The organism is Mediterraneibacter gnavus ATCC 29149, assembly GCF_008121495.1.
In the GTDB taxonomy this organism is placed as follows: domain Bacteria; phylum Bacillota; class Clostridia; order Lachnospirales; family Lachnospiraceae; genus Mediterraneibacter; species Mediterraneibacter gnavus.
The window spans coordinates 3275273-3290796 of record NZ_CP043051.1; the positions used below are offsets into that span (position 1 = coordinate 3275273).

Below are 15524 nucleotides of genomic sequence, written 5' to 3' on the forward strand. Positions count from 1 at the left end.
GGACTGTTCGCTTCCTACACTTCTTTCTGTCCTCTGAGCCGCTTATAATAGAATCGCAGCTTTCCGATCAGCCAGGTCAGATATCGCAGCACCGGCTCTGTCGCAATGGCAAATACCACAAACAGCATCACGCACTTCGTAGTCATCCCTGTAATCGCAAACAGATCATTGAGGAAAATGCTGCAGAACAGAAGTCCCACGATACATCCGCCAAGGATCACACTGCGCAGTACATTCATAGGTGCACTGATCGTGTACAGGATCATAAATCCTACAATGGATAACAGCATTGTTGCTGCTGTGGAAATATCAGCTGAACTCACTCCAAATGTCCGTCCGAATATGACCAGCGCCCCAACTGCCAGCACATCAGTCAGTGCCGCAGGAAGTGCTTTTAAGAATACGTTTGTAAGGAAATGCCCTTTGATTATATTCTTATTCGGCTCCAGTGCCAGGAAAAATGCCGGTACTCCGATCGTAAACATACTGATCAGTGAAATCTGCGACGGTTCCAGCGGATAGGTAAACATAAATACAAAGGATACCAGCGACAGCAGGAACGAGAAAATATTTTTTACAAGGAACAGACTGGCTGACCGCTGAATATTATTGACGACTCTTCTTCCCTCCAGTACCACTTCCGGCATACAGGAGAAATCCGATTCCAGCAGAACGAGCTGGGATGCCTGTGCCGCTGCATCACTTCCGGATGCCATAGCGATACTGCAGTCCGCATCTTTTAAGGCCAGCACATCGTTGACACCGTCTCCGGTCATGGCCACAGTCTTTCCTTCTTCCTTCAATATCTGCACAAATTTCCGCTTCTGGTTCGGAGTGACACGGCCAAATACTGCATTGTTCAGGACTGCTGCCCGCATCTCCTCTTCCGTATGAAGCGTGGACGCATCCACGTATCGTTCTGCGCCTGCGATTCCCGCCTCTTTTGCCACCTCTGACACGGTCAGGGGATTGTCCCCGGAAATAACTTTCACCTCCACACCCTGCTCCGCAAAATACGTAAAGGTCTCTTTCGCCTCCTGACGGATCGGGTTTGCTAACAGTACATAAGCCAGAGGCGTGACTGCTTCTTTCAAAGGCTTCCCATCCGGTTCTTCTTTTGCTGTTCCAAATACCAGAACGCGGGCTCCTTTGGACGCATGTGCACTGATTGCTTCCTCATAATTTTCATACTGTTCTTTGAGCACAAATTCCGGTGCTCCCAACACATAGGACGCCTCTTCAAACGTCACACTGCTGTACTTGGATGCGGAAGAAAATCCTGTCTTTGCCACAGCCTTCTTCCCGGATGCGATTTTAAAATACCGTTTCATTGCTTCCATGGTAATATTATCACTGCTCTGTGCAGCCGTAAAATCTCCCAGAAGCTCCGAAAGCGGGCGCAGCTCACCTTCCTCGTATTCCTTGGTCGGAATCACATCCTGCACTTCCATTGTATTTTCCGTGATCGTTCCGGTCTTGTCCACACACAGTACATTGACCCGGGCAAGCGTCTCAATACACTTCATGTCATGCAGCAATACTTTTTTCTGTGCCAGACGGATCGAACTTACTGCAAGCGCCACACTGGCAAGCAGATACAGCCCTTCCGGGATCATTCCGATCACAGCCGCGATCATGGACGTCACACTGGATCGAAACCCTTCGCCCTGAAATACAAATGCCTGAATAAACAAAATAATCCCGATTGGAATAATGGCAACGCCGACCCATTTGACCAGCTTGTCCAGAGAACGGATCATCTCCGACTGTTCTGTATTCTGCATAGCTTTTGCTTCCAGTGTCAGCCTGGAAATATAAGAATCCGCCCCCACTTTGTCAAGCCTTGCATGACACTGTCCGGATACAATAAAACTTCCAGACATCAGCTGATCGCCTTTTCGTTTTGTGATCTCATCCGATTCTCCGGTCAGAAGCGACTCATTGACCTGCACTTCTCCTGCACACACTTCGGCATCCGCACACACCTGATTTCCGGCTTCGAAGATTACGATATCATCTACCACAAGATCTTCTGCATTGATCTGACTCTTCTTTCCATCCCGTATCACCATTGCATGAGGTGCATTGAGCATCGTCAGATTATCCAGTACTTTTTTCGCCCTGGTCTCCTGAATGATCCCGATCAGAGTATTCAATACAATTACAGGTAAAAAGGTCAGATCTCGAAAGGAACCGACCAGGCAAAGCAGAACTGCCAGTACCAGAAAGATCAGGTTAAAATAGGTAAAGACATTTTCCTGAATGATCTCTTTTGTAGTCTTAGACGGCGGATCCACCGGCTGATTGGTCCACCCATGCATCCGATGCTCCTGCACCTGCTGCGCAGTCAGCCCCGTCTGATGATCCGGTCGGTATCTTGTGGTGGGAATCCGCTTCTCCAGTGTGATCTCCATCGTCTGCGTTTCGTCTATGCTTCGTTTTACTCTTCTTTCTCCACGCTTTTTCTGCCGCATTTTTCTCGCTTCCTTCCGTATGTCCAATCCTGATAGGATCTTTGTTTCGTATAATTGCTTACATTTTAACACACTGAATGCGTTTTTCCAGTAGATTCCAGAAAACTTTAGAAAATCTTCAAAAACTCTTCTTCTAAAACAGGAAAATCATGCAGATTCCTTGTCTTCTTCCTCCATTTCCCTTATAATAATACAAGTATTTCAAAGAAAAGGATGATAGTGGATTACTATGAAATTAAGAAGCAGACTTGCAATTACATGTGCAAAAGGGACAAGTGCCCTGATCAAAAAATTAAACCGCGGAAGCGGCGTTACCCTCCCCGGATATGTGGCAAGATTGATCGATCCCAATATTTTAAGCGTCATGGCTTCCCAAATCCGGGAGAAGACGATCGTTACCATGGGAACCAACGGGAAAACAACGACCAATGCCATTTTATACAAAGCATTGAAGGCCGAGGGAAAAACCGTGATCATCAACCGCACCGGAGCCAACATGCTCAACGGGATTATTTCGGCATTTGTTCTGGCCACAGACAAGCACGGACAGCTGAATGCGGATTATGCCTGCATTGAGGTCGATGAGATCGCATCTGTGGGAGTTCTCCCTCAGTTAAAACCGGACTGTGCGCTTTTGACAAATATTTCCAGAGATCAGCTGGACCGGTTCGGTGAAGTAGATATTACCTTTGACAAATTGAAAACAGCCGTCACCAGTGTCCCTGATACGACACTGATCATCAACTGCGATGATATTCTTTCCTATTCCCTGGCGGAAACAAGCGGCAATCCGTTTGTGACATACGGGATCAGCGAACAGATTTTTGATGACATCTCCCGCTCTGAGATCCGGGAAAGTATTTTCTGCCGAAAATGCGGAAAGAAACTGCAGTATGATTTCTTCCATTATGGACAGCTTGGAATTTATCACTGCCCGAACTGCGGATGGGAGCGCCCGGATCCTGATTTTACAGCCACACAGATCACGCTCAAAGACGAACTCTACGCCTTCGATATGGGAGATCTGCACCTGGATTCTACGGTACGGACACCTTACAATATTTACAACACCCTTGCTGCCTATACGGCACTGCATACTATGCATGCCCCGATGGCACATTTTAAAGAGATGGCAGAGTCTTTTGACTATGGAAACAACCGGGAAGAAATCCTGATGATCAACGGTGCCAGAGTACAGCTTCACCTGTCCAAAAACCCGATCGGATTCCAGCAGAAGATTTCTCTCGTCTTAAAAGATCCAAAACCAAAGGATATTATCATTCAGATCAATGATACCTACCAGGACGGAGAAGATGTTTCCTGGCTTTGGGATGTCGATTTCCAGTATCTTGCAGACAGCAATGCAGCTACCATCACAACGTGCGGAACCCGCAAGCATGATATGGGGCTTCGTCTCAAATATGAGGACATCGACTGTACTTCAACTGATGATATGCGCTCCCGTGTTGAAGAGCTGACCGAAAACGGAACGAAAAATCTCTACATCATTGTCAACTACTCCGGGCTTTACCGCACAAACCGAATGCTCAAAGAACTGGCGCAAAATACAAAGGAACAGAAAGGAGAACAGGCATGAAACTGACGATTGGACACTTATACCCCGACCTGTTGAATCTGTACGGAGACCGCGGAAATATCCAGTGTTTCCGAAAACGTCTCAACTGGCGCGGAATCGAGGCAGAAGTCATTCCCGTACTCTCCGGAGATAACATTGACTTTTCCAAATTGGATATCGTACTTCTGGGCGGAGGTTCTGACAGAGAACAAGAGCTCGTCTGCGGATATCTAAAAGAGATTCGCAAGGATTTCAAAGAATATGTAGAGGATAACGGCGTTGTGCTTGCCGTCTGCGGCGGCTATCAGCTGCTCGGCAAATATTATAAAACCGATAAAAAGATGATCGAAGGTCTTGGCATTCTGGATATCACGACCGAATGGGAACCGGAGCGTCTCATCCGCAACATTATCCTGAACAGTCCGCTGTTTGACACTCCTGTTGTAGGATTTGAAAACCATGGAGGCCGCACTTATATCGGAGATCACACTCCATTTGGAAAAGTATTTTTCGGACTGGGAAATACCGGAAAATCCGGTTATGAAGGCGTTGTATACAAGAATGTAATCGCAACCTACCTGCACGGACCTCTTCTTCCGAAGAATCCGCAGGTTTGTGACTATCTGTTAGAGCGGGCGCTGAAGCGCAAATACGGTGAAGAAATAACCCTCGCTCCACTTTCCGACGATCTGGAGAAAAAAGCAAACCGTTATATTGTAGACCGCTACAGTGATAAAAAATATGTATTAAAAGAGACGATCAAACGTCACACCTGAAAAGGGCAGAAAAAAGTCCCATTGGATCAAACTTTCCAATGGGACTTTTTCATTGCCTGTTTATTTATTTTTTCTGAACATCAGTTTGATTTTTTTCATCAGCTGAATGATCGGAAGATTTACAAGTGCCAGACCATATACGATCAGCAACTGTGTAAAGGTCAGTGTCTGTACTTTGAAGACTTCATCCAGTGCCGGAATCGTCATTACACAAGTGATCAATACCAGACCAAGCAGGAATGCTCCGATCAGATAAATATTGTTCCAGAATCTCTTGGAGAAAATTACCGGATAATCAGACTTACAGTTAAATCCGTGTACCAGCCTTGCTGTACACAATGTTCCAAATGCCATTGTGCTGGCAAGTACTGCGTTTCCGCCTTCTCCCGTCAGACCGATCATAAATCCGATCATTGTCGTGATTCCGATGCAAAGACCTTCTGTTCCGATCTTTGTCAGGAAATCTTTTGTCAGGATTGATTCATTCATCGGTCTCGGTTTTTCATCCATTACCTTTTTCGAATGCGGCTCCAGTCCAAGGGCAATAGCCGGAAGACTGTCTGTCAAAAGATTGATGAACAACAGATGTACCGGTGCAAATGGAACCGGAAGTCCTGCGATAGATGCATATAATACTGCCAGGATTGCTCCGAAGTTACCGGAGAGCAGGAACTGAATGGAATTCTTAATGTTCTGGTAAACATTTCTTCCGTTCTCTACTGCTTTGACGATTGTTGCAAAGTTATCATCTGTCAGTACCATAGAAGCAGCATCCTTTGATACTTCACTTCCTGTGATACCCATAGCAACTCCGATATCTGCCTGTTTGAGTGCCGGTGCATCATTGACACCGTCTCCTGTCATGGCTACGATATTTCCTTTTTCCTGCCATGCACGTACGATACGGATCTTATGCTCCGGTGAAACACGTGCGTAAACAGAAATACCTTCTACAAAGTTTTTCAGTTCCTCATCGGACATCGAATCGATCACTGCACCTTCACATGCTTCTGATTCATCTTCCAGAATTCCGATTCGTTTTGCAATCGCTGCCGCTGTCACTTTATGGTCACCTGTGATCATGATCGGACGAATACCCGCTCTCTTACATTCCGCAACCGCTGCCATAGATTCCTCTCTCGGCGGATCCATCATAGCGATCAGACCAAGGAATGTCAGATTGTTTTCATCTTCCAGAGACAACTCTTCTTCCGCAGATACTGCCTTGTAGGCGAATCCGAGAACACGAAGCCCTTCTCTTGAAAAGCTCTGATTCTGTGCTTCGATTTTCTCAATATCTTCCGGAGTAATGGCACGCACTTCATCTCCACACTGGATGCTTGCTGTACGTCCCATAATGACATCAACCGCACCTTTGACAACCATGATCGGTGTCTCATCAATCGTGTGCTTGGTAGACATCAGTTTTCTGTCACTGTCAAATGGATTTTCGCTCTCACGCGGATATTCTCCACGGATCTTCTGAATATCCAGACCAAGCTTGCTTCCCAGATTGATCAGGGCTGTCTCTGTCGGATCTCCGATCTCCACACCATCTACGTTCGTAGAATCATTACACAAAATACTGAAATACATCAGTTTTTCCTGCTCAGAATCTTTCACATCGATCTTATCTGCAGGAATCACTGTTTCATTGACATAATACTGCTCGACTGTCATCTTATTCTGAGTCAGGGTACCTGTTTTATCAGAACAGATAATAGAAACACTTCCCAGACCTTCCACTGCCTGCAGTTTTCGGATAATCGCATGTTCTTTTGCCATCTTCTGTGTACCGAAAGAAAGTACGATTGTTACGATAGAACTAAGTGCCTCCGGAATCGCTGCAACTGCAAGTGCAACTGCAAACAGGAACGCATCTCCGATATTACCACCGCGGAATACATTGATTCCAAATAAAATACCACAGAACACCAGAATGATGATGGAAAGTTTCTGTCCGAACTGATCCAGATTCACCTGCAGTGGCGTTTTCTTTTCAGATGTGGTCTTTAACAGACTTGCGATCTTACCGACCTCAGTCTCCATACCAATACCGGTTACTACAAAGGAACCTCTTCCGTATGTGACAAAGCTTCCGGAATATACCATATTCGTACGGTCTCCAAGCGGAACCTCGCCTTCAATGGCATCTGTCATTTTTTCTACACCAAGACTTTCTCCTGTCAGAGCACTCTCGTCTACTTTCAGACTGGCGCTCTCCAAAAGACGTCCGTCTGCAGGAATATAATCTCCCGCATCCAGCATAACGATATCTCCGACTGTTACTTCTGCAGATGGAATCGGAACAACACTTCCGTCACGCAATACTTTTGCCTCCGGTCCGGAGAGCTTTTTCAGACTGGCCAGCGACTGCTCTGCCTTCACGGTCTGTACCGTACCAAGAATCGCATTGATCGTGATTACGATCAGGATAACAATGGCACTCTCCGCATCTCCTAAAAATCCGGAGACGATCGCTGCAGCGATCAAAATGATCACAAGGAAATCTTTGTATTGCTCCAGAAAGATCTGAAGTGTGGTCTTTTTCTTCCCTTCTACCAGTTCGTTTGGTCCGAACTTCTCCTGATGTGCTTTTACTTCCGCAGCTGTCAACGGCTCTTGTTTTCCATTAATATCCTGTTTGACTTCTTCTGCAGAAAACTGATAATAGTTTTTCACATTCATTCCTCCATTTCTTTTATGCAATAAAAAAGAGACTTTTATTGCAAGTTATGTATGCAACAAAAGTCTCACCATTTAATCACGATACGGATGAACTTTTCCATCGTATTGACGACATCGTGCACGCCATAAGCGCTGGTTACTCCCTTTTATTTAAGAAAACTATAAAGCATTTTCCTTTTGTTGTCAACGATTTTTTCTGCAAACCATACTACATTCCCAGTTTTTCCTTGATTTTCCGCGCTTCCGGCGTATTGGCAACTCCGCCTTCTCCTGTCTCACGCAGAGAGACGTGCATACTCTCTCCGACCTCCTTCATCGCATCGATCACCTGATCCGGCGGAATCCTGCTGGTAATTCCCGCCAGTGCCATATCCGCAGATGATAAAGCATTGACAGCTCCGATCACATTTCTCTTTACACAGGGTACTTCCACAAGACCGGCTACCGGATCACACACCAGTCCCAACAGATTTTTCAGCGCCATGGCCGCTCCATGTGAGATCTGCTCTTCATCTCCACCCTGTAAAAACACGAGTGCGCCTGCTGCCATTGCAGATGCCGCTCCAATCTCCGCCTGACATCCACCTGCCGCTCCGGCAATAAATGCACGGGATGCGATCACCTGGCCGATACCGGCCGCGGTATACAATGCATGGATCACCTCATCTTCCGATACCCGTTCTTCTTCATAAAGGGGAACCAGTACAGCCGGCAGCACCCCGCATGCACCTGCTGTCGGTGCTGCCACGATCCGCTTCATACAGGCATTGGATTCTCCCATCTCCAATGCTCTTGCGATCACCTTTGAGACAAATGGACCGCACAGCGGCTCTTTACTCTGACGGTATTCCTCCATCTGCGCCCCCATCTTTCCGACCAGTCCGCTGGCAGAGACCTGTGTCCTGTCATACTGCTCACTCGCTGATTTCATCGCTGTCCACATCTGCTGCATCGACTGCATTGACTCCGTCTCTGTCACAGATCGATCTGCCATATCTTCTAAAAGGACCGCTCTCCAAAACAAAACGTTCTTCTCCCGGCAGGATTTTTGAATCTCCTCTAATGAATGAAATGCCATCCGCTATACCCCCTCTGTCTCAATGTAAGTCACTTTGCTGATACCGTTTAAACGTTCCAGATCCCGAATCGTGTCCGGTTCTACAGGCTGATCCGTTTCAATCACCATAACCGCATAACCGCCCCGCTTGTCCCTGTGAAGCTGAAGTGTGGCAATATTGACTTTCTTTCCATATAATACAGAAGTCACCTCTGCCACTTGTCCCGGGCTATCTTCGTTTCTTATGATCAATGTCGGACAGGCGCCTGTACAGTTTACGGTGATTTCATCCAGTTCATTGAGCATAATTCTCCCGCCGCCAAGAGATGATGCCTGCACCACGATCGTCTTTCCGTCAACTCCTTCTACATCCAAAAGCGCTGTATTTGGATGCGCTTCTTTAATCTGTGTATTGTATATTTCAAACTCCAGTCCTTCCTGTTTTGCAACAGAAAAACTATCCGGAATCCGCATATCATCTGGTTTCATCCCCAAAAGTCCTGCTACCAGAGCACGATCTGTTCCGTGTCCTCTCCCTGTTGCCGCAAAAGAACCGCTCAATCCGATCCTTGCTTTTTTCGGTTGGCTCCCCAGCAGCTTTCTTGTAATATAGCCGATCCTTGCTGCTCCCGCAGTATGGGAACTGGATGGTCCTACCATAACCGGTCCGAGAATATCAAATATATTCATCTTTCGTTCTCCTTCTTCTCTTGTCTATTATTGTAGTATAGCAAGTTTTTGTCAAAATATCCATTCCAATCTGCCAGCATGATACATAATCTTTCGTGCTCTTCCTGCAGCAATTTTCTTCCATGTTCTGTGATCACATAAGACTTTCTTCTTCCTTCTTCTTTTGTCCTGAAAATAATCTGATTTTCCTCAAATTTAGACAGCATTGTATACAGCGTTCCCGGACCAACCTTCACTCTTCCGCCGGAAATTTTTTGCACCTTTTCCATAATGTCCACTCCACAGCATTCTTCGGATAACGCGATCAAAATATAATACATCGGCTCTGTCAGTGTCTGAAACTGCTCTCTTGCCATAGTCCACACCCTTCTTTATTCTTTCAATTTCAGTCGTTCTTCCACAACCTGAATCTGTTCTTTTGTCAGAGGTTCTTCCACTGAAAGACGTAAAATTTTCTGACCATAACAGATGTAGTAAATTCCGGAAATGAAAAATGCCATCCAGATGCTGCCATTTCCTTTAGATATTCTGCAAATGCATCACATTCCAGATATCCAAAACTACGAAACACTCTTTTCTTTGTTCTCATGAGATTTCCTCCTCCCAAAAAGAAATATCGAGTATCGATAATTTATACATTCATTATATTATCGATACTCGATATTGTCAATTTATTTCAGAAACTCATTTGCAAACATCGCCAGTGCATTCTCATCCCGACTGTTTCCGATTCCGTGGGTATCCACAAATTCTTCCGCTCTTCTGGCATCCTCATGCGTAAAACGATATACTTTTCCACCATTCTTTTTCCATGTTTTTTCGATCACATCCTGATACTCCTGTTCCTGATACCATTTGGAGTCTACATGAAGTCCTCCGTTTTTACTGTATGCTTCTTTTTCGTCCTCTGTCAGAGCGTCTGCATCCACATTCTCATTGATCCGATAATATTTTTCACTGATAAAACGAACATTCTGTTTATGCGGTGCTTTTAAAATTTCTCCATCTTTGACAACATACACAGTAAACGGCCGAACCGTTTCTTTTCCTTTGCCATCCGGACCCATGCTGTCCTGAACATGCCAATTCAACACGATATACCCTGAATCCGTAAATTTTTGAAATTCCTCCGGATGAAAATCGAGCAGTTTCAATTTTTCAGAAAGATCTCCTTCTTCCGTGTCATTGGCTTTTACTTTTCCTTCTAATATTGCCTGAGTCTTTAACACTTCTTCCGTAATTGCACCCTGCTGTGCCTCTTGAAGAGTAAAATAGCGATCCTGTGCTTCAATCACCGGAAATTCATTATATTTGATCTTAACGCTGCAGGACTCTTCTGTAATATTTCCAATGCTGTCCGTAACCTGATATACGACTTTATGTGTGACCGGGCTGTCTTTTTTATCCAGCTGCAAAAACCACGTATCCAGAAGTTCTTCTGATGACATTCCGTCTTTCCATGTTTTCACCTCTTTATCCGCTTTTCCATCTTCTGTCAGTCTGCCGGGCGCATATTCAATCTGAACGATCTTAATCTGTGCAGTTAATTCCCCATCTTCCCGATCCGTACTCTGAACATCTTTCAACAGATCCTCCTTTTTTACGGTCTCTCCTTCAAAGTACTCTTTATCCGGTGCTGAAATCTCCGGAGCCCGGTCCCAGATTGCATACAATGCCACTTTTGCCATTTCCCTGCTCTCCCCGGTTTCGGTTCTCTGACTGGCAGCAATCTTTCGAAGTTCTTCATAAGAAATTCTGTTTTCGCGATTTTCCTGAAATGCCGCTTCTTTTGCGCCCACATCCGCACGCTGATCCCAGCCTGCAAATGTATGTCTGTTCCTCTTATAATCTGTATAGCCTTTATTTTTCTGAATCCGATATCCGTTTTGGAGACAATCCTCATAAGAAACAATTTCCGACTTTTCCTGTCCTTCTTCTGCGTGATTTCCCAGATAACGGATCGATACCCGGTCCTCCCAGATTGCATACAGCGTCAGATCCTGATTTTTCTCAGCAGGAAGATTTTCTCCCGGCTGATACTGTCCCTCTTTCGCCGTCTGATTTTCATTCCATCCCAGAAACGGTACGTCCAGCCATTTTGGAATCTGTTCCGAAACCGCTGCTTTCTCATACCAGTATTTGACAGACGGTTCCGGCATCTGTTCCACCTGTGCTTTCGTGTTTTTATCATACTGCACCGTATATTCACTGCTGATCGTAACTGCTTCTTTTAAAGTACCTGCACGCCGATCCTGATAATCTCCCGGGCGTAGGCAATATCTGCTTTGTGGTGTCAGCAAAAACCGCTCCCATTCCATACTTCCTGTACGGTTTCCATAACTTACCTTTACGACCATTCTGCCATTCTCATATCGGTCCGGTGTAACTCTTGCCGCAGGAACAGACTGAAGCTTTTGCATTACCTCAATGTATTTTTCAGCTGGCAGATATACGTCATTCCCTTCATCTACCAATGCCGGACCACTCATCTGGTAAATTCCATCCTGATAAACACCGGAACCGATCTCTGCCGTATTCGCGGAAAAATTTCCCCCTTCCTGTTTCACGGTTCCACTCTGATTGTAGATTCCTCCGCCCCGGTTTTGTGCACGATTTCCATAAAAACTGCCGTCTTTCAAAAGAATCTCCCCATCCTTTAAATAAATGGCACCTCCCCGATCTGCCTGATTCTCACAAATCGTTCCGCTATTCCATATAATCGTTCCTCCATTGAGAAAGATACCTCCACCGTTTCCTTTCTGTCCGCACTGTTCCGTATTCGCTTCTTTTGCATTGTTTCTTGCCAGAGTCGTATTATTAACCACCGTGCGCCCTTTACTCATCGTTGCAATTCCATGGACGCCATTCTCATAGCTGCATCCATTCACACTTGCTTCTACATTGGAATTGCAAAATCCGGTACTGAACCATCCTGAGTAGAGATCTCCCACATTCGGATGCTGTGAAGTACTTTGCCATCCATGATACCTCTCATTGGACACATTTACCTGAAACGCAGAAGCTGCAACCGAAGTACCCTGACTGAAGCTTTCCCCGATATAACAGTTCTGAAACGTATTTCCCTGAATCCGTGCACTTATCGGTCCGGTATATGGAGCTTCATCACTTCGGATTCCGCCAATCCCGATCCGGCAGTTTTTAAATACATTGTTCTGAATCTCGGCACGGATATTGGCCCTATGTATAGAAAAGTGAACCGCTCCGATATCCGCAATCCCATCAAACACAGAATTTTGCACGCGAAAACTGATTTCTGTCGGCGTGAATGCAGAACTTGCCTCTGTAACAACTCCCACTCCATTGTCGCAATTTTGAAATTTACACTGATCCACTGTTACAGAACCATATTCTCCGTGAATCATCCATCTTGACAGCTGATCTCCATTTTGAAAAACGCAATTTTCAAATGTCACAGAACTTCCCTTATTTGCACAAATGGCACCACAATACAAATTATCCGAATCCGGAACGGAAGTCCCACTTAAATCAAATGTCAATGGATCGCTTCCTTTACTTCCGATCGCAACACTTGATTTTGTAAATGCCAGCCTGTGCCGGTCCGGCATCCTGACCGTTCTCGGACCGCCCTCGGGCAAAATCCGGACATTCTGAAACTTTCTCGTTCTGGTCTTTTCCACATATACAAAACTATCCTTCATCGTATGACTCTGTACAATATAAATCGTTTCATTATCCTTTACTGCATGCAAAGCCGCCGAAAGATCCTCATAGTATGTATTTCCAATCCGGCAGGCGCCTTCTGCTTTCTGCTCTTTGGACACGTTGTCCGGCAATGTTTCTTCTTTTTCAACAGGCTCTTCTTTGTCGTCTGCTCTGCTGTTTCGGATTTCTTCCAGGCATGCTTCCACTGAAAAAGACACCTGTGTCTGCAAAAACTCTCCATATCGCTGCAGACTGTCCACCCGGCTTTCTTTTCCATCAATCACATAAGATTGCCCGTTTTCCGGAAGCATTTTTATAAGCGCTTCCGTAAGGCTTTGCTTTTCTTCCTCACTGATCAGTGCTTCCTCCCGGCTTTTCCATTCCTCAACCACTTCCAGATACATTTTGGTATCCCACGCAGCCCTTTCTTTTCCAATGTGTTCTTTGATCATCAGATAAGGTAAAATTTCCTGCAGCTGATAAAGCTCTCCCAGAGAAAGTGCCCCCACAAACTGTATACGCTCTTTCATCTGACTCAAATATGTATAAGGCTGCTCCGAAGCGATCAGTATTTCCATGTTACTTTTTTCTTCTTTCTGTATCTTTGTTTCCCATCCGGCATCCGGCTCCTCGGCAGCCCATACCTGCAAACCGCCAAACAACAGGGAAAATACAGTCAAACCTGCTGCCAGATATCTCCGATTCTTTCTTCTTATATTCACACCTCCATTTCTTTTCCTACTGCTGTCAGACAACTGTCGGCGGAGCGCGAATGCCATCATTCTCCTCCATCTGCTCCCTCCTTTCGGGTACAAAAATAAAACAGACGTTTCGTCTATCTCTCCTGTATACTTCTTGCTATAACTGGAATACATTTTACTGATGTGATGAAAACCATCACTTCTGAATCATATAAAACGATGAATCTGTACTTCAGATTCCATGAATTTTTAGAACTCAGAAACCAGATCTGTCTCTAAGTGATATGGATTATAACACCTGTTCTGAAAAAAAGCAAGCAGAATACACAAAATGAGCAGACGAATACTGCCGCCTGCTCATTTCACATATTTGCTTTAGAGATTATTTTTGTATGATTTGTAATATCGTTTATACAATTCCCTGCGCGGTCATTGCTTCTACAACCTTCTCAAATCCTGCGATATTGGCACCAACTACATAGTTTCCTTTCGCGCCATATTTCTCAGCAGCATCTGCCATATTGTGGCAAATATTTACCATGATCTGCTGTAATTTTCCGTCTACCTCTTCGAATGTCCAGCTTAAACGCTCGCTGTTCTGAGACATCTCCAGAGCAGATGTCGCAACACCACCGGCATTCGCTGCTTTACCAGGTGCAAACAGAACTCCGTTTTCCTGCAGGTATTCTGTAGCTTCCATTGTGGTCGGCATATTTGCACCCTCTGCAACCGCAATACATCCGTTTGCAACCAGTGCTTTTGCGTCTTCCAGATGAAGTTCATTCTGTGTTGCACACGGAAGTGCGATGTCCACTTTTACGCTCCATACGCCTCTTCCTTCATGGTACTCTGCGTTTGGACGATAATTTTTATATTCTGTAAGTCTTGCACGTTTTACTTCTTTGATCTCTTTGAGTGCCGCCAGATCGATACCTTCCGGATCATATACCCATCCTGTAGAATCGCTGACTGTCACAACTTTTGCTCCGAGCTGCTGTGCCTTCTCTGTCGCATAGATCGCAACATTTCCGGAACCGGAAACTGCAACTGTTTTTCCTGCCAGTTCGATTCCGTTTAATTTCAGCATCTCCTGTGTCAGATAGAGAAGTCCGTATCCTGTTGCCTCTGTACGTGCCAGAGATCCTCCGTAAGTAAGCCCTTTTCCTGTCAGGACCCCTTCAAATACTCCGCGGATTCTCTTATACTGACCGAACATGTATCCGATCTCTCTTGCTCCTGTACCGATATCTCCTGCCGGAACATCTGTATCAGCGCCGATATATTTGCATAACTCTGTCATAAAGCTCTGGCAGAATGCCATGATCTCTCTGTCTGATTTTCCTTTCGGATCAAAATCAGAACCACCTTTTCCTCCACCGATCGGAAGTCCTGTCAGAGAGTTCTTGAAAATCTGCTCAAATCCAAGGAATTTGATGATTCCGAGGTTTACAGAAGGATGAAGTCTCAGACCTCCTTTGTAAGGTCCGATCGCACTGTTGAACTGTACACGGTATCCTGTGTTAACATGTACCTGTCCGTTGTCGTCAACCCATGGCACACGGAATTTGAACTGTCTTTCCGGCTCAACAAGTCTTTCCAGAAGTGCATCTTTACGGAACTTCTCCTCATTTGCTTCTACTACTACTCGCAGGGATTCCAGTACTTCTTTGACTGCCTGGTGAAATTCCGGCTCTGCAGGATTTTTCTTTACAACTAAATCAATTACTTCATCAACGTATGACATCATTATTACCTCCTGAAAATAGAAATACCCAAATAGATAAATTGCATCCGGGTTTTACAAGACATCTTGTCCTTTTTCTATATTATAGTGATATTTCCCAATTGTCAAGAATTTCTTGCATCAAATTTCATTGT

General features: G+C 45.2%; 10 protein-coding genes. 2 read left to right on the forward strand and 8 right to left on the reverse strand.

All coding sequences use genetic code 11. The features are described from left to right. Nucleotides 1-14: 14 nt before the first annotated feature. Nucleotides 15-2414: a cation-translocating P-type ATPase gene (locus tag FXV78_RS16410; protein ID WP_050785320.1), complete on the reverse strand. Its 2400-nt coding sequence runs from the start codon at nt 2412-2414 to the stop codon at nt 15-17. 289 nt (nt 2415-2703) lie between these two features. On the opposite strand from FXV78_RS16410, the gene FXV78_RS16415 reads away from it, so the two are divergent. Together FXV78_RS16415 and FXV78_RS16420 are read left to right on the forward strand one after the other, a co-directional pair. Then, a complete protein-coding gene (locus FXV78_RS16415; protein WP_004840284.1) occupies nt 2704-4071 on the forward strand; it encodes a Mur ligase family protein in 1368 nt (455 codons plus the stop codon). Continuing rightward, the gene (locus FXV78_RS16420) at nt 4068-4826 is read left to right on the forward strand and encodes a type 1 glutamine amidotransferase (RefSeq protein WP_004840283.1); all 759 of its coding nucleotides are present in this window, start codon (nt 4068-4070) and stop codon (nt 4824-4826) included. The genes FXV78_RS16415 and FXV78_RS16420 overlap by 4 nt, the downstream gene beginning before the upstream one ends. A 60-nt stretch (nt 4827-4886) precedes the next feature. Here FXV78_RS16420 and FXV78_RS16425 read toward each other — a convergent pair whose 3' ends face one another. From FXV78_RS16425 to gdhA, 7 genes are all read right to left on the reverse strand, one after another. Beyond that, nucleotides 4887-7514: a cation-translocating P-type ATPase gene (locus FXV78_RS16425; RefSeq protein WP_004840281.1), complete on the reverse strand. Its 2628-nt coding sequence runs from the start codon at nt 7512-7514 to the stop codon at nt 4887-4889. 208 nt (nt 7515-7722) lie between these two features. Continuing rightward, a complete protein-coding gene (gene sdaAA, locus FXV78_RS16430) occupies nt 7723-8592 on the reverse strand; it encodes an L-serine ammonia-lyase, iron-sulfur-dependent, subunit alpha (protein ID WP_004840279.1) in 870 nt (289 codons plus the stop codon). A 3-nt stretch (nt 8593-8595) separates the two neighbouring features. Beyond that, the gene (sdaAB, locus tag FXV78_RS16435) at nt 8596-9261 is read right to left on the reverse strand and encodes an L-serine ammonia-lyase, iron-sulfur-dependent subunit beta (RefSeq protein ID WP_004840278.1); all 666 of its coding nucleotides are present in this window, start codon (nt 9259-9261) and stop codon (nt 8596-8598) included. Next, nucleotides 9258-9617, reverse strand: a complete 360-nt coding sequence (locus FXV78_RS16440; protein ID WP_004840276.1) for a PadR family transcriptional regulator — start codon at nt 9615-9617, stop codon at nt 9258-9260. Before FXV78_RS16440 ends, sdaAB begins: the two co-directional genes overlap by 4 nt. 65 nt (nt 9618-9682) lie before the next feature. Further along, a complete protein-coding gene (locus FXV78_RS18025) occupies nt 9683-9850 on the reverse strand; it encodes a hypothetical protein (RefSeq protein WP_004840274.1) in 168 nt (55 codons plus the stop codon). 82 nt (nt 9851-9932) lie between these two features. Beyond that, entirely contained in the window at nt 9933-13724 is a 3792-nt protein-coding gene (locus tag FXV78_RS16445) for a right-handed parallel beta-helix repeat-containing protein (RefSeq protein WP_039959200.1), read from the reverse strand. Between the two features lie 331 nt (nt 13725-14055). Next, a complete protein-coding gene (gene gdhA, locus FXV78_RS16450; RefSeq protein WP_039959198.1) occupies nt 14056-15390 on the reverse strand; it encodes an NADP-specific glutamate dehydrogenase in 1335 nt (444 codons plus the stop codon). Nucleotides 15391-15524: the final 134 nt, after the last annotated feature.

What these genes read in the sequence shown, in the direction of transcription:
- FXV78_RS16410 (WP_050785320.1), bottom strand. Translation starts at nt 2,414, where the DNA reads ATGGAGATCACACTGGAGAAGCGGATTCCCACCACAAGATACCGACCG.
- FXV78_RS16415 (WP_004840284.1), top strand. Translation starts at nt 2,704, where the DNA reads ATGAAATTAAGAAGCAGACTTGCAATTACATGTGCAAAAGGGACAAGT.
- FXV78_RS16420 (WP_004840283.1), top strand. Translation starts at nt 4,068, where the DNA reads ATGAAACTGACGATTGGACACTTATACCCCGACCTGTTGAATCTGTAC.
- FXV78_RS16425 (WP_004840281.1), bottom strand. Translation starts at nt 7,514, where the DNA reads ATGAATGTGAAAAACTATTATCAGTTTTCTGCAGAAGAAGTCAAACAG.
- sdaAA (WP_004840279.1), bottom strand. Translation starts at nt 8,592, where the DNA reads ATGGCATTTCATTCATTAGAGGAGATTCAAAAATCCTGCCGGGAGAAG.
- sdaAB (WP_004840278.1), bottom strand. Translation starts at nt 9,261, where the DNA reads ATGAATATATTTGATATTCTCGGACCGGTTATGGTAGGACCATCCAGT.
- FXV78_RS16440 (WP_004840276.1), bottom strand. Translation starts at nt 9,617, where the DNA reads ATGGCAAGAGAGCAGTTTCAGACACTGACAGAGCCGATGTATTATATT.
- FXV78_RS18025 (WP_004840274.1), bottom strand. Translation starts at nt 9,850, where the DNA reads ATGAGAACAAAGAAAAGAGTGTTTCGTAGTTTTGGATATCTGGAATGT.
- FXV78_RS16445 (WP_039959200.1), bottom strand. Translation starts at nt 13,724, where the DNA reads ATGGCATTCGCGCTCCGCCGACAGTTGTCTGACAGCAGTAGGAAAAGA.
- gdhA (WP_039959198.1), bottom strand. Translation starts at nt 15,390, where the DNA reads ATGTCATACGTTGATGAAGTAATTGATTTAGTTGTAAAGAAAAATCCT.